At 56.9% G+C, this 21499-nt stretch carries 13 protein-coding genes and 1 pseudogene; 12 read left to right on the forward strand and 2 right to left on the reverse strand.

Annotation, left to right across the window (positions count from 1 at the left end):
• Nucleotides 1-282: 282 nt before the first annotated feature.
• The 9 genes from GA0061098_RS39970 to GA0061098_RS40020 all read left to right on the forward strand — a co-directional run bounded on the left by GA0061098_RS39970 (nucleotide 283) and on the right by GA0061098_RS40020 (nucleotide 18282).
• Nucleotides 283-621 (forward strand): CHAT domain-containing protein, encoded by a 339-nt coding sequence (locus GA0061098_RS39970; protein ID WP_165637919.1) that lies wholly within the window; start codon nucleotides 283-285, stop codon nucleotides 619-621.
• Nucleotides 622-1486: 865 nt separating this feature from the next.
• Complete coding sequence (locus GA0061098_RS39975; protein ID WP_091967109.1) at nucleotides 1487-3931, forward strand: CaiB/BaiF CoA transferase family protein; 2445 nt, start codon at nucleotides 1487-1489, stop codon at nucleotides 3929-3931.
• A gap of 844 nt (nucleotides 3932-4775) precedes the next feature.
• On the forward strand, nucleotides 4776-6038 hold the full coding sequence (gene ectB / locus GA0061098_RS39985) for a diaminobutyrate--2-oxoglutarate transaminase (RefSeq protein ID WP_091967085.1): 1263 nt from the start codon (nucleotides 4776-4778) through the stop codon (nucleotides 6036-6038).
• A 42-nt stretch (nucleotides 6039-6080) separates the two neighbouring features.
• Nucleotides 6081-6971, forward strand: coding sequence for a crotonase/enoyl-CoA hydratase family protein (locus GA0061098_RS39990; RefSeq protein WP_091967087.1), 891 nt, complete (start codon nucleotides 6081-6083; stop codon nucleotides 6969-6971).
• A gap of 548 nt (nucleotides 6972-7519) precedes the next feature.
• A complete protein-coding gene (locus tag GA0061098_RS39995; RefSeq protein ID WP_129591071.1) occupies nucleotides 7520-8251 on the forward strand; it encodes a hypothetical protein in 732 nt (243 codons plus the stop codon).
• Nucleotides 8252-10547: 2296 nt separating this feature from the next.
• Nucleotides 10548-11825: an 8-amino-7-oxononanoate synthase family protein gene (locus GA0061098_RS40005; RefSeq protein ID WP_245323914.1), complete on the forward strand. Its 1278-nt coding sequence runs from the start codon at nucleotides 10548-10550 to the stop codon at nucleotides 11823-11825.
• 167 nt (nucleotides 11826-11992) lie between these two features.
• Nucleotides 11993-12775 carry an SDR family NAD(P)-dependent oxidoreductase gene (locus GA0061098_RS40010; RefSeq protein WP_091967093.1) on the forward strand — a complete coding sequence of 261 codons (783 nt, stop codon included), beginning with the start codon at nucleotides 11993-11995 and terminating at the stop codon, nucleotides 12773-12775.
• Between the two features lie 979 nt (nucleotides 12776-13754).
• Nucleotides 13755-16220, forward strand: a complete 2466-nt coding sequence (locus GA0061098_RS40015; RefSeq protein ID WP_091967095.1) for a CaiB/BaiF CoA-transferase family protein — start codon at nucleotides 13755-13757, stop codon at nucleotides 16218-16220.
• 718 nt (nucleotides 16221-16938) lie between these two features.
• Entirely contained in the window at nucleotides 16939-18282 is a 1344-nt protein-coding gene (locus GA0061098_RS40020; RefSeq protein ID WP_091967097.1) for an LLM class flavin-dependent oxidoreductase, read from the forward strand.
• 177 nt (nucleotides 18283-18459) lie between these two features.
• Here the strand turns inward: GA0061098_RS40020 and GA0061098_RS40025 are convergent, their stop codons facing one another.
• The gene (locus GA0061098_RS40025) at nucleotides 18460-18741 is read right to left on the reverse strand and encodes a helix-turn-helix domain-containing protein (protein WP_091967099.1); all 282 of its coding nucleotides are present in this window, start codon (nucleotides 18739-18741) and stop codon (nucleotides 18460-18462) included.
• 626 nt (nucleotides 18742-19367) lie between these two features.
• Here GA0061098_RS40025 and GA0061098_RS40030 point away from each other — a divergent pair.
• The 3 genes from GA0061098_RS40030 (at nucleotide 19368) to GA0061098_RS40035 (ending at nucleotide 20585) form a co-directional block, all read left to right on the forward strand.
• The gene (locus GA0061098_RS40030) at nucleotides 19368-19640 is read left to right on the forward strand and encodes a DNA -binding domain-containing protein (RefSeq protein WP_091967101.1); all 273 of its coding nucleotides are present in this window, start codon (nucleotides 19368-19370) and stop codon (nucleotides 19638-19640) included.
• 164 nt (nucleotides 19641-19804) lie between these two features.
• Entirely contained in the window at nucleotides 19805-19999 is a 195-nt protein-coding gene (locus GA0061098_RS47585; RefSeq protein WP_430649296.1) for a transcriptional regulator domain-containing protein, read from the forward strand.
• A 46-nt stretch (nucleotides 20000-20045) separates the two neighbouring features.
• On the forward strand, nucleotides 20046-20585 hold the full coding sequence (locus GA0061098_RS40035; RefSeq protein ID WP_091967103.1) for a DUF2285 domain-containing protein: 540 nt from the start codon (nucleotides 20046-20048) through the stop codon (nucleotides 20583-20585).
• Between the two features lie 609 nt (nucleotides 20586-21194).
• On the opposite strand, the pseudogene GA0061098_RS40040 reads toward GA0061098_RS40035, so the two are convergent.
• Nucleotides 21195-21499, reverse strand: a pseudogene (locus tag GA0061098_RS40040) (transposase); the annotation flags it as partial.

A 21499-nucleotide genomic window follows, 5' to 3' on the forward strand; every position in this document is an offset into this window, starting at 1 on the left:
TATATTGCGCCGGCCAATGCGCCGCGCGTCAAGAGGAATGTCGCCGATCTGTTGGAGCGAGGACCGCCCTCGCTGCGGCGTGGGACCATTACCCGAGAAGCTCTCGGCCGGCATCGGTGCTTTGCGAGGGGCGAGCGACGGTCCAGCTGAGCGGTTGATATGGCCAAATACCCGGTGCAGCGAAGGAGCTGAGCGGGCTGGCGACATTGATTGAGTTGAAGGTCGGCGATAGCCTGTTTTCCGGAGCCAATGCCTCAGAAGCGACCGTCAGGCGTCTTCAGGATGAGGGGGCAGCGCTATCGATACGTGGTCTTTTCCAGGCATGGATATCTCGACCAGAAGAATCCCGAGCTGAGTGGCATCGTGCTGTCGAAGACCAATCTGGGGCAATCCGAGGATGGCTACTTGCGCGCTTCGGAGTTATCAGCGTTCGATTTTCGGAGCGATCTGGTGTTCATCTCTGCGTGCGAGACCGGTGTGGGCAAATGGGTGTCGGGCGAGGGAATCCTTGGCTTGCCGTTTGCGCTCTATCCCGGAGGAAATGCGAGTACCATCTTGACCTTATGGCCAGTCCTCGACGGTAGCACGGCGGAATTGTCGAGCGATTCTTTCGCAAAATAAAGCATGGGGAGTTGTCGGGCGTTGCTCTGTCAGAAACAAAGCGAAAGTTTGTTGTTGACGCGGACAAGACAAGACGGCAGCCGGCGGTATGGGCTCCGTTCGTCTATTACGGAGACTAGGTTATCCTACGGAGATCCGCATGATTGATTGGATAGGCAAGGTCAGCTGCCGCCCTCCCGCTTGCCGCGACGCACAAGCGTAAGTGTCTGACTAGCGCAACAAAGGGTGCACGCAATACATGTGTCAGGACGTACCTTTCTTTGGTGTGCTTGCGAAAGCGAACCGTGGCTGCACGCAAAGGGTCGCGACGATGAACCGTCTACGCCGCAGATCCGGAATCTCGCCCTCCCCAACGCTCCGAGACGTAGTGACAAACTTGTAAGGGGCGGGAAGACGGATTGTCGCATCGGCTAAACGCGAGCAGCGGAGCGAAATCTATTTCGAAGCGATGTAGCTGGCGCGATTACCAAGCGCTGCTGCGGACCTCATTTCTATCTGATTTGGTAGCTGTCCGAGCGGTGAAGTCAATGGTCTAGTCATTTTCGCAAACCATCGAGTATGCGTGAGATTGTAAATATCGAGTCGGCAGTGCGGCTTTCTGATGAGATGGAGCTCGTTGCTGATTAAAGAGTAAACAGATCTACCGGAAGAAAGGTGACTTAGATCCATCGGCCAAAGACGCGACGCAGTGACAGCTGCTCAGGATCCGGAACGTCATTGATGCACATGTAGCGGTACTCGCTTTATGTCTGGCGAACGCCAGTTCACTCTCACATCCGTCAACAATAGGAGAGAGGCGGCGCTCTTGGTAAGCGGCGGCCACTCACGTTCGAACTGTCACCATGGCCCGAAAATAGAGTTTACGATGGAAGTCTTATCCGATCTGCGGGTCGTCGAAATCGGTAGCTCAGCCGGGACCAGCTATTGCGCGCGGTTGTTCGCCGATTTCGGCGCCGATGTTCAAAAGGTCGAGCCGCCGGCAGGTGATCCACTTCGCCAAAGCGCGCCGCTTACGCCCGGTGGGCAGAGCGCATGGTTCGCATTCCTGAATTTCAACAAGTCCAGCGTTATCATTGATCCGGTTGCCCCAGATGCGATCAGACGGCTGACGGCATTGATTGAAAAGTGCGACATTCTGATCGATGGACGCGATGTTGATGCCGCTGACTGCCCGGCCATTGATATTGCTGCCATCCGGCAACGACGCTCCGGCTTGATTTATCTCCAAGCCAGCTGGTTCGGCGGCGAGGGGCCGTATGCGAGATTTGCCGCGACTGATTCTACGGTGCGCGCACTAGCCGGTTTCGTGAAGCTGGTCGGACCGCCCGAAGGCCCGCCGTCGCACGCGCCGGATTTTCAGGCGGGTATCCTAGCCGGTCTATGGGGCTTCATCGCGGCGGCTTCTTCGGCGGTTGCGCGAATGCAGGGTGGGGGAGCTCGGTCGTGGTCACTCAGCATTTTCGAAGCAATCCTCGCTCCGACCGAGTATCTAATGTTCGAGGCATTTGCCCGCGGCGATGTGATGCGTCGGATCGGCGTTAATCGCTTCTGGCCAAACTTCCCGGTCGGCATTTATGACACAAAAGAAGGCTGGCTCGGCGTTTCAACCGTAACTCCAAAACAGTGGCGCGAATTCTGCGAAATGCTGGGCCTCTTTGAGCTACGCGATCGTTCAGATCTTGCCTCTAACGATGGCCGTCTGCAGCACATGGATCATATCGATCGACAGCTTGTCCCGAGGCTGAAGATGCGGACAGCCCAAGAGTGGTTTGCAGAAGGACTGAAACGCAAACTTCCAATCGTTCCAGTGCCCCAAATATCGGATTTGCTCCAGGATGCAGAAAAGATAGCCAGCGGTGCAGTCGTGCGCGTGCGCCTTGGCAAGGAGGTGGGAAGGACCGTGGGCTCGATGCAGCGGCTTACGGTGACACCGCCACGTCCGGGAGGACAGGTTCCGGAGGTGGGCGAACAACAGCGTCGTGGTGGTGTACGACCAGCCGAGCCGAGCATTCCGCGATCATTGGGGGGGTGCACCGATTCGTACCCGCTCCCTTTGCAAGGGGTCCGCGTGGTGGACTTCACGATGGGTTGGGCTGGACCATTATGTACGCGCACGCTGGCTGATCTTGGTGCAGATGTCATCAAGATCGAGGCGATCCAATATCCGGATTGGTGGCGTGGCGTTGATAGGCCACCTGGCTACCTGGATGATCAGATGTACGAAAAGGCGCCTTGCTTCTGCATTATGAACCGCAACAAGCGCGGCATGACGCTCGATCTGAAGCGTCCGGAGGGCCTTGCCCTTGCCAAGCGGTTGTTGGAACGAGCCGATATTGCCGTCGCCAATTATTCAGTCGACGTGCTGCCGAAGCTGGGGCTTGGCTACGAGGTGCTCAAAACCCTCAACCCTCGGCTGGTCGTGATGTCGATGTCGGCTTTTGGCACGAACAGCGTCCGTCGCGAGTGCCGGGCGTACGGTTCGACTCTTGAGCAGGGTTCGGGACTTCCTGGCGTGATCGGCAGCCCCGGTGGACTGCCGGTCATGAGCCACATCGCTTTTGGCGATCCCGTTGGCGGGTTGAATGGCTGCGCTGCAGTTCTGGTCGCGTTGATTCACGCCCGCAAGACCGGGCAAGGCCAATTCATTGATCTGGCCCAAATCGAATGCATGATGCCGTTCGTAGCCCCATGGGTCACGGTTCATTCGATCAATGGTATGCCGCCAACCAAGTATGGAAACCGGCATCCACAGCACGTTCCACACGGCTGTTTCCGATGTGCGGGTGAGGACAACTGGATCATAGTAGCGGTTACGGACGCGGCCATGTGGCAGAGGCTTGCCACCCTCATCGGCCGACCGGACTGGGCCAAGGACCCATCTCTGAAGTCACCCGAAGCCCGCCGCGCCATCCAGGATGATATCGAGAGAGGCATCGAAATCTGGACCGCAGCCCGCGATGCGGATCAGGCCATGTTCGAGTTGCAGGCGGTAAGGGTTGCGGCGGGTACAGCCCGCCTGCCGATTGATATACTCAAGGACCCGCATCTCGGGTCGCGCTCATTTCTGCAGGAAGTGAACCGCGCCTTCCTGGGATTGCACCCGCAGCCGTCGATGCCAATTCGTGAGAACGCGACCCCCTATCGGATCCGTACGGCGGCGCCGACCCTCGGACAACATAACGTGGAAATCCTATCAGGGCTTCTCGGGCTCTCCGATACCGAGATCGAGCAATTGGCCAGCGACCAAATTATTGGTACGTCGATGCTTTCCGAGGCGGAACGCACAAATCCTGGACACTCCTTGTATTGAGAGGACTGCGCGATGTCACCAATCACAAACACTGACGCCTGTTGGAGCGGCCGTTCGTCCTACACGTATTCTGCAAAGCCCGTTTCGTATGCTGCTCTGGCACGTTGTTGCCATCGGAGCAGGATTACAGGGCGCGATATCTGAATGACGGCCGATGCTGGGCAAAGATGGCCGGCAATGGATGACAGAACCCAACTTGGAAGAGGTCCGCCGAGGAGCCTTGAAGCGTGCCGATGCCCGTGAACCCGTTTTGCTCGGTTGCCGAAGCGCTTCTGATCAATCGCCCGCGAATGACGAAATGGGCGAGCCGGAGCAAGGACACGAGCGGCCGCTCGCCCGACACCATCGCCGGTCACGAGACGTCGATCTTATCTACGCCAATGCAGGCTGTTGCGGAAGCGCATGCGTACAGATGAGGCGCCTTGCGGCGTGGACCTTTGTCTGCTTGAGCAACTGAGGCTGCAGCTATTTCAGAAACTCAGGGCATTATTCATATAAACAGCCGGGGCTTGCGGTCGCAAGCTCGCCGCTTCAGGGGATGACCGGGCCGGCCGTTAGAATTATGTAATCACGCATGGCGCCCCCAAGCTCGTAGGTGCCTTTTCATGAAGATGGTCCAATTGTCCGAAGTTGAAAGCACCCGTTAAACGACAGGTCATGCCAGGCTCTTGCCCACAGCCCCCTACAAGCCCTGGTAGCTTCTTTGTTCCCCCCTCTCAGGTAATTAACTTGGTAGGAAGGCCTCCGGAGAGCGTGATCATGCTGAGTTAGGCCTGCCTATTCGTTTAACCACTCGCTTGTTGGAGGGCGACACATGGCTGGAGCAACAAGCGCGTCACGCAACATGGAAACGTTGGAAGCGCTAGAATCTCGCGTGCGCGCGTATTCACGTTCGTTTCCGGCCATTTTCTCCCGAGCCTGCGGCTCAATCATGCTGACGGAGGATGGCCGAAAGGTCGTCGACTTCCTCTGCGGTGCTGGAACTCTCAACTACGGCCATAACAATCACCGGCTCAAGGCTGCTATTGCCGACTACCTGGCGTCGGATGCCGTAATCCACGGCTTGGACATGGCCACTCCTGCGAAGCTAGAGTTCATGGAGACTTTCAACTCTCTCATACTTCGAAGACGTGATCTGCAATACCGCTTCCAATTTACAGGGCCGACCGGCGCCAATGCTATCGAGGCAGCAATAAAGCTCGCGCGCAAAGTCACAGGACGTCAGAATATAATCTCTTTCACGAATGGCTACCATGGAATGAGCTTAGGAGCGATTGCCGCGAGCGGTAATCGTTATTATCGCACAGCCAGCGGCGTCTCCTTGTCAGGCGTAACTTTCATGCCTTACGATGGTTACCTTGGGCCGGACGTCGATGCAGCGGAATATTTGCAAAAATTGCTGGGAGACGAGAGCAGCGGCCTTGATCGTCCAGCCGCCATTCTTCTCGAAACCGTTCAGGGTGAAGGCGGCATAAACGTAGCGCGCAAGGAGTGGCTGCAGTCGATCCAAACTATTGCGACGAACGCGGGTGCGCTGTTCATAGTTGACGACATCCAGATGGGGTGTGGTCGCACAGGCGAGTTTTTTAGCTTCGAGTTCGCAGATTTGTCGCCAGATATCGTCGTTTTGTCGAAATCGCTGAGTGGCTACGGTCTGCCGCTATCCATGTTGTTGATCAAGGAGGAGTGTGACGCATGGCAGCCAGGCGAGCACACAGGCACATTTCGAGGAAACAACCTCGCGCTCGTATCTGCAACGGCAGCCCTAGATCTCTATTGGCGGGACGATATCTTCTCACAGGGAGTTCAGCGAACGGGAGAAGTTATGCGCCATCGACTTGAGGCCATAGCGACCCGTTATGGAAACAGATTTTCCGTTCGAGGACGCGGAATGGCCTTGGGGTTTGATTGTGAAATGTCAGAACTTGCGGCAACTACCGCGTGCAAGGCCTTCGAAAAAGGGTTGATTGTTGAACGATGCGGACCTGTCGATCAGGTTATTAAATTCCTGCCTGCACTCACGATCGACTCTGAAACCCTGAATGATGGTCTCGAGATATTCGAGCATTCATTGGACGAAGCGCTGAAACAGACGAGGCCGTCGTGACCTGGGTCAAGACTTGGGTCTCCAATAGGTGAAAGAAATGCTATGGCGTACGAGACGATCAAGTATGAGGTTGCCGAGCGAATCCTCACGCTTACGTTGAACCGGCCGGAGAAGCTAAACGCGTGCAATTCCCTTATGGAGCGCGAAATTGTAGATGCCTTCGACCGTGCGGACGCAGACAGTGACGTCCTTGCGATAATTGTGACCGGCGAAGGCCGCGCCTTCTGCGCTGGCGCCGACCTTTCCCTTGGAGCCGATACGTTCGATCGTGACGTGCGGCGCGGGCCAGTGAAGCGGTTGCCCGATGGCAGGGTGGATTACAGCGATCCCTCGGTCAGCGACGGAGGCGGAAAAATTGCTATGCGAATCTTCAGGTCTCTCAAGCCTGTGATTGCTGCTGTGAACGGACCTGCCGTCGGCATGGGCCTAACCATGCAGCTTGCGATGGACATTCGGATCGCGTCCGACGCCGCACGTTTTGGCTTTGTATTCTCCCAGCGTGGCTTGGTTTCAGAAGGGGCCTCTAGCTGGTTTTTACCTCGCATCGTCGGCATAGCACAGGCACTCGAGTGGTCTTACACCGGGCGGATATTTACGGCGAAGGAAGCGCTTGCCGGCCGCCTGGTTAGCAAGATCGTGCGTGCCGATCGACTATTGCCGACCGCGCGTGCCCTCGCCCACGAAATCACGGAGAAGACCTCGCCAGTCTCGATCACGATGATCCGGCAGCTGATGTGGCGCATGTTGGGCGCCGATGATCCGATGGAAGCCCATAAGATCGAAAGCCGCAGCATGTATTCGCGCGGCCGCTCCGCCGACGCCAAGGAAGGGGTCATGGCGTTCCTGGAAAAGCGGCCGGCGGTGTTCAAAGACAGGGTACCGGCCGATTTGCCGGACTTCTTTCCATGGTGGACTGAGCGGGAGTACCGATAACCATTGATCTTTCGTTGTTTGGCCTATCGTGACTGCTCGACCGCTTTCTACACGTGACGCTTGAATAAAACGGTCAAAAAAGAGACACGCCCGTTGGACTGAAGCTTCAGCAGGCCTTTCGATTAACGGAACAGCGCGGTCGGCTTTCCAAAACAGCGGGCCCGCGATTGATTGTCTTCGAACCCGGCCGGATCTCACGCGCTGCCGTGGCGAGACCAAAGCGCGTTCAGAAAGCTTTCATACTCGGGGAAGGATGGTGCTGTCGCAGTCTAACGCTGGAATGCCGTTGTTCTCACGTATGCCGAGTGAACAAAGCGTCCATATTTGAGGTGGCTTCTGACACATCGTCGCCCGTAGCCGATTACCCGAATTGACCTGTGCCGCCGGCGAGTCATGTCGTAGCTCGCCTTATGTAATCGTACCAACTCCATTTCCTCGTTCTCCATCGTCCTTACCGGAGTTGGTAGTGGCCTGATCCATGACCAGCCTATATCGTGAGCTTGCCGTTCAGTCTGTGGCGCGGCTGATCACAACAGGATGGTTTGCAGATGAAACGCCTAGTTAATCCATTGAACGTCTCGCGCTTCCTTCGAGGATATGACGAAGCCGCTACTCAGAAAGGTATCAAGCTTTCGATCGGGTTCGATTTTCAAAAATATGTATCGATTACAAAAGCGCTTCCGACTAAACCGCCGACATATCCAACTTTTCGCCCGGATCGCTCGCCCATTAAACCAGGCGAGGGATACTGGATGATCGGCCTCGACAAGAACGATGAAGTCGCGCTTGTGCAGGCTGCGCGGCTGTTTGACCTTTCGCACAGCAATTTTGCAGAGCATCTTGAATCCCTGAAGGCATTCTATGCTGATCCTGCGACACAGGCACACCCTGAGGATCGTTGTAGTTGCACGGCGCCAAGTGCTAAGAAGATAAATGGAAAAGTGGCGTACCACGGGGATTTCTGGTTGCGCAAAGACTTTCGAGGACAGCGCATGCCTGAGATCATGGCTGCCGTATTGCGTGGAGTGTCGTTCTCAATGTGGGCTCCCGACTTCCTCGTTGGACTTCCTGAGCGCTGGCTACTGTCTAAGGGCGTTCTTGCGCAGTACGGACATTTGCATTGTGAGCCAGGCGGGTCGATGCTGCATCTGGTACAAGAGGATATCGTGGCCGACGATCTACTTGCCTGGTTAACTGGTGATGAGTTGGAATGTCTGGTCAATCGCCAAGAGAGGAGCGAGGTGGCACTATGCTGGGGAGTCTCGGCACTACATTTCTAAAGACAGACAATAATATGCCACGCTAGCCGCGTGCCTATCAACGCTTCGCCATACACGCGGCAATCGCTGTGAAAATGTCGGCGGCTAGCGGTACCACGGAAATGTGCCGCCTCGCAACGACGGCGAGGTAGTCAGCTTATCTGGTCAAAGGTCGTAAGGCGAAAGGGCGGAGATCTCGCCAAGGAACGCTGATGCTCCGGAGGCAATTCGCAATTTGCGATGTGAGAGTGGCTGGCGAGCGTGCGCGCTTGATCTGAGTCAATTAGTAGCGGGAACAGCGTACCAGTGAGGTTCGCATGATAGTGGGACTGTCGCAGCTTGGGCGAAAAGTCAAAGACAGCTTCGCTTCGCGATAGGTGTTCCCTGACGGCACCTCGCGAGTACGATCGAGCGAAATCCGGGTCCACTGTATACCGGGCGCGGATTAGGCAGCGATCTATTCTATATCGACGATAGCCAGCTTATCGATCTCAATGGCAACGTTACGACGTTGATACACGGCCAAGCTTTCGCGCCGATCGTGGAAGCGCTGACGCGCCCGCTTCAGCGCGGTACCTGTATCGCAAACCCACCGAGAGAGAGTTCGAACTGGCCAAATTACTTTGTCACCGCATTCCGCAGGTTGAGCGCGTTCGATTTGTCAACACCGGGACCGAGGCCGTGCTGTTTGCGGTTAAGGCTGCGCGTGCGTTCACTGGTCGTTTTGAAAATCGTTCAAGTTCAAGGGCGCGTATTGTGGCACTTACGACTGGGCTGATTGAGTGTCGCGGCTACCCAGACAACTGGGGCCAATCCGCAGCACCAAGGTCGACGGCGTTCTATCGCGGTATGGCTGCGAGCGTGCTGGATGAAGCCGTCGTGCTCCGTTTCAATGATGCCGAGACAGCGCACGCCAATTCCTGTCGTTTCACGGGCGCAGCCTTGCTGCAGTCATTGTAGATCCTATGCCAAGCCGCGCCGGTCTAGCTGGGCCCAAGCCTGAATTCATTGCAGCGGTTCAGGATAGCGCCCCCGCAAGAATGGCATTCTAATCACTGCTGATGAGGTTCTGAATTTGCGGCATAGCCTTCGGGGAGCTTCCTCCTTGTATGGCCTTGTTCCGGACTTTATCACAATGGGCAAGATCATCCGCGGCCGTTTGCCATTGGAGCGATCGGAGAGCGGGAGGGGGTCATGAGAGTATTCGACGCCTCAGCGGGCGGACCTCTACTTCCCAAGGCGGGACGTTTTCGGCCAATCCTCTGCCTATAACTGCTGGTCTTGCCGCGATGAAGCATCAAGATCATGCGGCTTTCGCAGAACTTGACGAGCTTGGGTATGTTGTTCGGGACGGGATTGATCGGCTATTTCAAAAAGGAGGGCGCCGCGCTCCGTCGCTGGAGCGGCCTCTCTACTTCGAATTTGTCCGATGGCCGAAGCCCGAATGACAATCGCGATGCATATCCAGGGTATCTAAACTCATAAAGCAGCTTGCGGCCTTCTTTGTGGAGAACGGCATCGTGTTCCCGCACGGCGCCGCTGCTTCGGTGTCAACACGCATGCCTCGTGACGCTGAGCTGGTCGTGGATATATTGCAGTCGTTCTCGACAGCCATCGAGTGTGCTGGAAAGCATTGAGGAACTACTCGTGGTGCAAGCGAAAGTTAAGCAGTTGCACAGGCTCGCAAGTGTTGGCGCGGACCTCGCCGGTTGCAATCTGCCGTTTCGGTTGAGGTGAAAGCATAACTCCTTCGAGCTCGAAATATGGCGGCGGCCGACGGCTTTCCTGGCATCCAGTCGGTTGCGTGTTTTCAGAATGGCTTCGCGCGAATCCTGTCGCTGCAAGCGGGGCAAGCTTATAGACAGAGTCTAGCGATCGTTGATCGGTGCGAGAGATCTCTGTACCTCTTCAATTTTAGCGCGGTACTGAAGCGTGCGCTTGCAGATGCGACGATCTGTCGTGATAACTTGGCATGAGGTGGACGGCACCGAAAAACTCCCTCTCATGGTGCAGCCAACCGGAGCGCTGACTGATAGGTGTCGATAAAACGGTACAACGCCTCCGCTTCAAATCGGGAGAGCGACTTGGTAGCTCACTTCCAAGGACGACGCTCAGCCGCCGCCCGTCGGGCACTGAAGCGTCCTATTTGATCTAGTAGCTGCGAGATTGACCTACCATGGGTAAGTTCGCATCTCTTAAGATACGAGAAGGCTGTTCCTCGGGATATGTAGAGAGTCTCACCGACTTCGCCAAACCCCGTACTGTACCTAATTACACCAGCCTGGAGCGCACGCCTGCAGAGGGAATGGAGAACGACATGAACGAACAGATCGTGCCTCCTGAAGGTGGTCGTCCGAAGCGGCACTTTCGGAACACCACGTACATGATCAACAAGAGCAGGTCATTTTTTGATGCAGCTCACACTGCTGGTCTCATGGCTGTTCAAGGGCGTTCTACGACCGGACGCGTATTTGCGTTGGGCACCGGTCCACTTGAGGGTCGGCGGGAGATAATTGATTGTGTACGGTGTTCCTATCTGGGGCTGGACAATCATCCTACGATCGTAGCTGGCGCGATCGACGCGATTGAGGCGCATCGATCGCTGCACTGGTCATGCGCACGAACCCGACTCAATTTCGATTTGCTGGCAGAGCTCGAGGCCAATTTGTCGGAAATGTTCTGCGCGCGTGTAATCGCCTTTTCCACCGTCATGCTCGCAAACCTCGGAGCCATGCCCCTTCTTGCTTCTGGCGTGTTAACAGAAGGCGCCAAGCCGGTTGTCGTGTTTGATCGTAACGCGCACCTCTCGCTTGCGTACCACAAGCCAGTCGTTGCGGACGAAACGCGAGTGGAAACCATCGCGCACAATGATATTGACGCTCTTGAAGGCTTGTGCCGCAAACACCCGGTAGTTGCCTATGTTTGCGATGGTGTCTATTCGATGGGTGGAAACGCGCCCATCAAAGAGCTGCGCGAGCTCCAGGAACGTTATAGGCTCTTTTTGTATATTGACGATGCTCACGGCATATCGCTATTCGGACGCCATGGGGAAGGATTTGCTCGCACTCAGTTCCCCGAAGATTTGGGCGATCGCACAATCATAGCAGCCTCGCTCGCCAAGGGATTCGGAGCATCGGGCGGCATGTTGATGCTAGGAACGGCCGAGCAGGAAGCTCTGTTTCGCCGTTACTCGATTCCCTATGCATTCTCGGTGGCACCGAATTTGGCAGCAGTTGGTGCGGCGCTGGGCTCTTGTAAGATCCACCGCTCCGCAGAACTCGGCGAACGTCAGAAGCAGTTGGAGCAAAGGATCAAGGTTTTTGACGATCGTGTATCGACGGTTGAGCAAGGCAGTTCACTTCCAATCAGAATGGTTTCCATCGGATCGGAAGCCAAGGCGATTGCAGTGGCACGAGAGCTTCTCGATGCCGGCTTTTACACCTCCGCGATCTTCTTTCCTACCGTTGCCCAAGGAAAGGCAGGCGTTCGAGTGTGTGTTACGGCGGATCATCAGGTTGGCGACATAGAACGGCTGTGTGACTGCATTTTGGACAGAGTACCCGAGGCAAGGCTCGACGAAGCAGCAAGACCGTAGCGCAATGATAAGACCACTCGCCAGCAGGGAGGCGACGAGGCAGGACAGCTGGAATAAGCTACGCCTGCGGGGAGGACATGAGCGTTCATTTAGCTATGGACACTGTGCTCCTTCGAAGGCCATCCCCCTGAGCGCAACGAAAGGCGCTCCTTTCGACCGTTGGAACCATGGTAACAGGAAAGCTGAGAGAAGGTGATCCGGGCGTTGTCCTCGTGACTGGAGGAGCACGCGGCATCGGACTTGAGATCGTGCGACGGTTCTTGGCGGATGGCTATCGAGTGGGCTTCGTGGCGACACAGACGAAGAACGTGCAGCATGCGCTCGAAAGCCTTGGCTATTCGGAAGAGCGCCTCTGTGCGGGGGTGGCCGACGTCACTCAGGAAACTGAGGTGACCCGATTTGTTGACCAGATCCGGCGACGATGGGGGGGAATCACGGCTTTGGTAAACAATGCCGGAATCTCTCCAAAGCGCGTGGACCAGAACGTTCCCTGGCTTTCGCAAATGTCCTCTCAGGAATGGACAAAAGTCATCGATGTCAATCTAAGCGGCCCGTTCTTTCTTATGCGTCTCTTAGCGCCATCAATGATTTCAAACGGCTATGGACGTATCGTCAACGTCGGGTCTCTGGCCGGTCGCGCCGTGCCGTTGATCGCAGGTCCGCATTATGCTGCATCGAAAGCGGGATTGGTCGGCTTAACCCGCGCTGCTGCCCGTGATCTCGCACCATACGGTGTTACGGTCAATTGTATTGCCCCGGGTCGGGTTCTCAGTGATCTAACTGGGCCAGCAGAAGCGGCGGTGAACCGTTCCGCTCTCAGCCGCATTCCTGTCGGTAGGTTCGGAAAGGCCGAAGAGGTCGCGGATCTCGCTGCTTTTTTGGCCTCACCGGGGGCGAGCTTTATTACGGGTGCGACCATCGATATCACGGGTGGCGAGTTCGCCGCCTAGCTGATGAGCGTCGTTACGGCGCAATGGCGTTCTTCATGCCAAAATTGAGTTCAGATAGGATCGCCGCGAAAAAGTCTACAAAGATGCAAGTCTATTTCTTCTGCGGTCGCTGACGTCATCGACTTGGCCGTGACATGCTTTCCAGAAGGGAGAGCGTCATCCCTAATGCATCTCCACCACGCGCACCGATCAAGCTGTCGTCTTTCTAAAGTATTCGCCCCGATTCCAGGTACGGCTTAATTTGACGAAGACCGACATGGAACTGTTCGGAGGAACGGCGCGAGGCTTGTGTCGGACTTCAGCATGTGCGCTCTTCCGGACAGGAATGTCGCGTTGAAGATGCAGCAATTGCCTCGTGGATTTCTGACGCTAAGTCCGGCATCGGATTCGAGATGATGGTGCTATGTTATGCTTCGGCATACGAGCGCCTGCACCCGAATGGCCAAGCGGCCTGGCATCGGGCGAGGAAGCGTAGGTGCTCATTCACGACTGTGCCTAGCACTCTCGAACTGCTGATGAAGAGCGTCGGGTCCGTTCAATATGCGGAACGTGTCGGGGCATCTCGTCCCTGTAGCGCGGCCTGTGTCCTAATCTCCTACAGCGGCGGTGTTCTGATGGCGCAGGCGGAACGGAGAGTGCATTCCACGGCTCAGAATCAACCCGCATACGCTTTAGCTGCGCTTTCTCGCCGCTTGAGATAGATCACGTCGAAAGCGTCTCCTGTCGTGTCGAAGCGAAATTGTTCGAGACATTGCGCGGCGGCACGGTCCTTGCTGGCTCCACGGAGCTTCTGTTCAGCAGGTCGGTCGAGAATAATCGAAGGCGAGCAGGTGGATCAGAAGACATGCATGGGGAAAGTCGTGTGTCAGCTCTCATAACTCGAAAGCGTCCGGTGTCGGGCTCCCCAGAACGGTGTGGTGCTTACGGGCACCGCATCCGCAGGCTAATAAGTTCCAAAGCATAGTTATGGCTGAAGAACATGAAGCCAACCAAAGAGGCGTTGTCGCAGTTACGAGTGGTCGAAATTGGTAGTTCAGCTGCGACAAGCTATTGTGCGCGGCTGTTTGCCGACTTCGGCGCCGAGGTCTGGAAGGTCGAGCCGCCGACCGGCGATCCGATCCGTTCCAGCGCACCGCTGACCCCAGCTGGCCAGAGCGCGTGGTTCGCGTTCCTGAACTTCAACAAGTCAAGTATCCTCATCGATGCTGCCGACCCAAGAGCGGTCAAGCGACTGACGCTGTTGATTGAGGACTGCGACATTCTGGTCGATGGCCGTGATGTCGATGGCGCAAACTGCCCTCCCGTCGATGTCACCGCAATCCGAAAACGGCGACCTGCGTTGATCTACCTGGATGTGAGCTGGTTCGGCCAGGACGGGCCTTATGCTGAATTCACCGCGAGCGACTCGATCGTTCGCGCCCTTGCCGGTCTCATCAAGCTGGTTGGGCCAGTCGAAGGACCTCCTTTGCACGCACCGGATTTCCAGACCGGTATCCTGGCAGGTCTATGGGGCTTTATCGCAGCTGCCTCGTCAGTGTTTGGGCGAATGCAGAGTAGAGCAGGTCGATCGTACTCGCTCAGTATTTTCGAAGCGTGTATCTCGCTCAGCGAGTACCAACTATTTGAAGCATTTCAGCGCGGCGACGTGATGCGCCGGATCGGCATCAATCGCTTCTGGCCGAATTTTCCAGTAGGCATCTATGAAACAAAAAAGGGGTGGCTCGGCGTCACAACAATAACCCCGGCCCAGTGGCGTGCGTTCTGCGACATGCTCGCCCTTCCTCAATTGCGTGATGATCCAGCTCTAGTGCTCGGTGCCGACCGTCTGAACCATGTGGAGGAAATTGAACGACTGCTCATCCGTAGGCTTAGGAAGCGGACCGCCCAGCAGTGGTTTGCCGAGGGACTAAAGCGCAAGGTCCCGATTGTACCGGTGCCAGAGATGTCCGATCTTCTCCAGGACAAGGAGAAGATCGAGCGTAGTGCAATCGTCCCGATTCGGCTCGGCGAGGAAACAGCGCTGACGGCTGGCTCGATGCAGCGGCTGACGTTGACACCGCCGCGCCGGGGCGGAAAGGTTCCGTGCCCCGGCGAGCGGCAGGCTTTCACGAATAACCGACCGAACTCCACAACCGGCGTGTCGATGTTCTTGGACCGGAGCGGTCCAGCCGAACAGCCTTTGCTGGGAACGCGCGTCATTGACTTTTCCATGGGCTGGGCTGGCCCGTTGTGTACGCGGACCCTTGCTGACCTCGGTGCGGACGTGATCAAGATCGAGGCGATCCAGTACCCGGACTGGTGGCGCGGTGTCGATCGCCGGCCGGATTACGTAAACCGTCAGATGTACGAGAAGACGCTGCGTTTCTGCATGATGAACCGAAACAAGCGCGGCATCACACTCGATCTGACCAGACCCGAGGGCCTCACCCTTGCTAAGCGGTTGGTAGCGGGCGCCGACATTGTTGTCGACAATTATTCGGTGGATGTGCTGCCAAAGCTTGGGCTCGGTTACGAAGTGCTGAGAAGGCTCAACCCGCGCCTCGTGGTGATGTCGATGTCGGCCTTTGGCAAAAACAGCGCTTTTCGCGATTGCCGGGCATACGGCTCGACGCTGGAGCAGGGCTCGGGATTGCCGAGCGTGGTCGGAAGCGCCAATGGGCCGCCGGTCATGAGCCACGTTGCGTTCGGGGATGCTATAGGTGGTCTGAATGGTTGCGCTGCAGTTCTTGTCGCACTGATCCACGCCCGCGAGACAGGGCAGGGGCAGTTTATCGATCTCGCCCAGATCGAATGCATGATGCCGCTTGCTGCTCCATGGATCATTATCCAATCGCTTTGCGGTACGTCAACAAGGTACGGCAATCGGCATCCTCAGTTTGTGCCGCACGGCTGCTTCCGCTGCGCCGGAGAAGACGGCTGGATTGCAGTGGCTGCGACCGACGCCGGTATGTGGCAGAGGCTTGCGAGCGTGATCGGGCGAGGAGACTGGGCTGCTGACCCCTCGTTGAAAGTTGCGGACCGCCGCCGTTCGATGGAGGATACGATCGATAGGGCAATCGAAGCCTGGACGCGCACACGTGATGCAGATCAGGCGATGTTCCAGCTGCAGGCCGCGAGCATCGCAGCCGGCGTTGTGCGCCTGCCAATCGACCTGCTTAAGGATCCGCAACTAAGATATCGCTCATTCTTTCAGGACGTTGAACGCGCTTTCATCGGTCTTCACCCGCAATCGTCGATCCCGATTCGTGAAGGCGCACGGCCTCATTCGATCCGCCGAGCAGCACCCGTTCTGGGAGAACATAACACGGAGATTCTGACCGGTCTTTTAGGGCTCGGCGAGCCGGAAATCGCTGATCTCAAGAGGAAGGGCATCATCGGGACGAGAATGCTCTCTGAGGTGGAGCTGAGCCAAAGACGAAGCTCTCAAGAAACCTCGACGATATAGCCTCGCGTTTACGTGTGGTGGCTCTCACGGAGGCTTGAGGACAAAGTTATGCTTACGCAATCGCAGATGTAACAGAATTTACCAGGTCAAGGGCGGACTGGATTGTCTGATAACAGCGAAGTTGCACTTGCATTTGAGTCATTGGCGTCGGTTCGCGCCCCATGCGCTAGATAGAATATATGAAGATCCGCATGCCTTGGCGCGAAACGACTGCCACCTTGGCCTGAGGCGCGGGCTCAAAGATCGCCGGTCGTTCTGACTGGATCAGCTGGCTAGTCTACAGGGCAAACACATCGTTGTCGCCCATGAACTCGAGCCCACCGATCGCGCGACCCTCTGCAGACCGCTCGACGCTGGTAAGATCGAACGCCTGGATCGGCTGCCATTCGGGAAAGTCCATAGCGAGATGAAACTGGCACTGAAGTCAACTACCAGTGCTCGCTGTTGCTCCGGATATGTACCCGTGTCACCTATACTTTCGACGTCTGCTGCAAGAGACGAGACCGCTGCAAAATAGCGTTGCGCGAAGGCTAAGCTGAATGAACAGCGCTTGCACAGCAGCGACTTGTAATCTCTACCGAGCGGAGCTTTCCTTCGGCTGCTTTGTTGCCTCCTCCTGCTCTGAAAGAACATGTGCGGTGTTTAGGTCATAGAATGTGGTTTTCGACCGAGCGGCAGGTCGCTCTAACATGAGAGGCGTTTGAGAGAGGAGTACGGCATGGCGCGTAATGGTCAAATGGCGCTCGGACTATACGTCTTACAGGCGGGATATATCGAGGGAGCTTGGCGCGATCCGAGCGTGCCGAAGACGGGCGGAGTCGATATCGAGCATTATGCGCACCTTGCGGCGCTTGCCGAAGGCGCGGCATTTCACTTCGTGTTTCTTCCAGATAGCCCAAGTGTCGTCGAACGAGATAATGCAAACATAGCGCGGGCAGGCCGAAACGATACGTTTGAGCCGATCACGCTGTTGTCGGCTCTTTCATCAAAAATAAGAAATATCGGCTTCGTTGCAACAGCAACCACGACGTATCACCAGCCGTATCATCTCGCACGTATGATTGCTTCCCTTGACCACCTCTCGCACGGGCGCGCCGCTTGGAATATCGTTACCTCCGGAAACAAGTTCGAAGGGGCGAATTTTGGTGATGAGGAAATTCCAGAGCATGACGCGCGATATGAGCGAGCGAGAGAGTTCGTAGGCGTCATGAAGGGGCTTTGGGATACATGGGAAGATGATGCCTTCGTTCGTGACAAGCAAACTGGGACCTTCGCCGACACGAGAAAGCTACACTTCCTCAATCACCGTGGGACCTATTTTTCGGTCAGAGGCCCACTGAATATCGCACGGCCGCCCCAAGGCTACCCTGTACTCGTCCAGGCTGGCTCATCCGAGGCCGGAATCAGATTCGCTGCAGAATTTGCCGAAGTTGTATTCACCGCCCAGCCTTTGCTTGAAAGCGGTAGGCAGTACTACACAGATCTAAAGGACAAGGCTCGCGGGCTGGGGCGCAAAGACGATCAGATATTGGTGATGCCGGGCATTGTCCCGATTGTTGGGAGGACCAAGCAGGAGGCCTCCGACAAGCTTAAGAAGCTGCAGTCCTATACACATGCAGACGTCATGACGGAGACGGCAGATCGGTGGCTGGGGTTCGTCACCGACCTGCGTGCGATCGATTTGGACTCGTTAGTTCCGGCCACTTTGCCGGAGACAAACTTCATTCAGAGCCGCCAGAAGGTGCTCATCGAGCTAGCTGCGCGCCAAGGAATGACCTGGAGACAGCTGATCCGCTCGATATCGGATTCGCGCGGACATCTAATGGTGGTCGGTACGCCTAATGAGATCGCCGACATCATGATCAATGCCTTCGATCAATATGCGGCCGATGGATTCAACCTCATTCCCGCGATCGTTCCGAGCGGGCTCAAAGATTTTGTCGAGCTCGTCGTTCCCGAACTGCGCCGACGCGGTAAGTTTAGGTCGGGAAGCTCCGGGCAGACCCTTAGAGAAAACCTCGGACTCAAGCGGCCACCCAATCAGTTTACACGAGCGGCGTAAGCCGTGCTTTGGCTGCTTGGAGGCAGAGCGCGTTGAGCGCTGTTTAAGCGGAACCGTGCTGGTGCGGCATAGCTGGAGCCGGAGGTCGGAAGCCGCCGCAGGTTCGAAGCGGGCACGTGAGGCCGCTCCGGCTCGTCTGCGGCCTTGGTTAGCTACAAACATGGCTCTCTGGAACAGTTACTTCCTATTCCGGCACTGGCGGGCCGGCTTACGTCCTCTAGACATCGGCTTGGGGGGCATCGCACCCTTGGCCGGCTCAGCGAACAATTCGGACAAGTGAATACCCAAAGTCGCGGCGATACGGTCCAAAAGATCAATGGTCGGGTTCTCTTTCTTCTGCTCAATGCGCCCCATATATGAGCGGTCGATCCCGGCATCATAGGCCAATTGCTCTTGCGGAATGCCGCGCTCTACGCGGATCCGGCGCACATTCCAGGCCACAAGCGCACGAGCGTTCATGCGCAAAGGCAGCCATTCCGACGATTATGAAACCACGGGTTATAGCCAGACGATAAGCTGATACTCAAGCATTTGGCTCTCCTAGCACCGCTGCTTCTAGGGAGCAGTCCACCGTGAGACCGGAGATGTCCTGGAGTTTGTCGTTTTCGAAGGCTGTCAACCCATCACAGGCGCGCTCACGGCGCGAGAGCTCGGTACTGGCCGGAGAGGGCCCCAGAGGTAACACGGCTTTTTCCGGATGCCGCGACCAAATAGGGCCGTCAGCTGGAGCTCGAAGCGTGAACGAATTCTTTCCATTTGGCTGCCTTTAGGCGCGGCCTTTCTCCAGCGCGCGGGAAAACGACGCGTCCATTCCGTTCCGGGAGGGTGAAGTGCAAGGACGGCCTAAGCTGTGTGGCAAATCTGCGATCAGTCGCGGTATGACTGCGAATAGATCCAGCGCCGATGGAAGAGCAAATGCCCAGAATGGAGTCACCAGATCATGAGCCGATATGCGGTCGCAGTTACGACGTTGGGCGAAAAACAGCTTGGGACCGCGACGATTCGAGCGGTACCAAAAGGGTCCCAAGTTCGTTATCGTTGCTCCGATTTCGATAGATTTTTCAACTTAATAGGAGCTTCAGCTAGTGCCGGCCGATCCGAAGATCGCAGATTTGGCGCCCAGCGCGCACGAGCTCACGTCGTATGACAAGGAGCACGCTATCACCTACATGCGACTTCTCGATGCCGACGCTGACAAGGCAGATTGGCGCGAAATCGCGCGCATTGTGCTGGGGCTTGACACGACCCTTGAATCGGACCGCGCGCGACGCACCTTCGAGAGTCATCTGGCTCGGGCCAAGTGGCTAGCGAGCCACGGCTATCGTGATCTGCTCCGAGGTGGTTGGTCCAAGGAATGAACAAGGCGGATGGCAGGATCGACAGAATTCCTAGCGATCGCAAAAGATGATCGTGCCATCGATTAAGTGCATGTAAAGCGGGCACGCGGTACGCATGCAACCGTAAAGCGCCACAATCATCGGCTGCAATTCGCCGCGTGTGAAGATCATGCGGGAATGGTGAGATGCCGAATACTGACTGGAGATTTGAGGAAGCATACAGCGGCCTCAAGAGCGCAGAAGCGGCCGACTTGGCCTGGGAGTGGCTGCGCCGAGATCGCGACTACCAAGAGGATTATAGGCGGTTATCTCGCCGCGAACGTTCAAGCGCAGCGGCGGGCCAGTTCCGGCGGAAGTGGGGGCTCTCGTTTTCCAGCTGATCCGCAAAAGACCTTCGACAAGCAAGCAGTTTTCTGGGCACCCGAGGTGTTGTCGACCGTACTGCCTGTGCGGGCGGCCAAGAGTATAGCGCCGAAGAGCTATCAGCTCGACGTCGCCAATTTGCCCGGTAGCGAGCTTCGCCGCGCGCCTGACGGATGGCATGCCATCGTGCCGCTCGGCGGCACGAAGCATCGCCTTTTGCTGAACAAGCTTCCGGCGAGCGGATCTGCTGTCGTCCTCGATCTGCCGCTCGACGCCAATTTCGAGCTTCGCTTGCAGGCCGCGCGTCGACTTTGGCTAGCGCTTGAGCGTCGGCCGCTCGGCACGCCTCCTCTTGCTTTGCCGGCTTTGAAGCAGCGGCGGCTGATCCTCGCGCTGCGCGCTCTCGATGGTTGGCAGGAAGGAAATAGCTATCGCCAAATTGCGCAAGGCCTGTTTGGAAGACATCGTATTGCTGAGCGGGGCTGGAAAACAGATGACCTGCGCAGCCGGACCATTCGACTTGTTGAGCTGGGACGGCGCCTCATGCGCTTTCGCTGCCGCGCATTGCTGAACAAAGGCAAAGGCAGGGATGACAGTTCATGAGCTCTCGGGCGATAAATGGCATACATCCATTCTGTGCAGCCAATTCTTCTGCTGGCATGGCACGATCGCGCATAGGATGAGATCTTTGCGTTCGATCTCCCACTCTTTGGCATCGGTAGGGGCTTCTCGATCAGCTAGCCAGCCCGTATAGGCTTTGTTGTTCACGATGCCCGGTCCCGTACTCTCAGCCGGCCTCGTTCCCGGGTTTGCCGTTTGGACCGATGGCGCTTCATGCAGCGTCCGCTGGAGTGGGTCCGGCAGGCCCCGTGACGCTGGCCGCGCAGTATTAGCCTCCGCCTCGAACCAAGCGTCGTGATGCGTCATTAGCAAGAGGGCTGCTGGTGCGACAGAGAACCATGACGCCTTGCGCTATCCGAGCTCATTTTGCTGAGTTCGCATCTTGGTTGGACAGGGGCGGCAAGGGTGGAGGGGGCGGTGGCCTTGCTGGATTACGATGGGCTGAGGTTACCAGGCAATGCCCGTATGGCACTGGCTTTTCTTGTGAACGAACTGAGGGAACCGGGACGGAAGGTGGATGCCACCCAGCGAGAGCTGGCTCGGATCCTCAGAGCCTGACTCAAAAAGGCGCGTAGATGCTTTCAGGGGTGCGGCCAGGCGGCGAATTAGGAGCCTCAGATGGGCGGCGAGCAGCCAGGCGCGCTCGGTGGCGGCAGAGCCTTCGAAGTCTTTGGAGAGGCGCCGGCATCTGCCGAACCATGCAAAGGTCCGCTCGACGACCCAGCGCCTGGGCAGGAGCTGGAAGCCTTTGACGCCGCGCGGCCGCTCGACGATCTCGATCGTCCAGGGCCCGCAGTCTGAGAGTGCGTTGAGGAGTTGTTTGCCGCGATAAATCCGGTCGGCAAAGACATGCCGAAGCGTTGGGAAGCGGCCTCGCAAGTCCTTCAATAGGGGGA

This window comes from Bradyrhizobium shewense, assembly GCF_900094605.1.
Lineage (GTDB): Bacteria > Pseudomonadota > Alphaproteobacteria > Rhizobiales > Xanthobacteraceae > Bradyrhizobium > Bradyrhizobium shewense.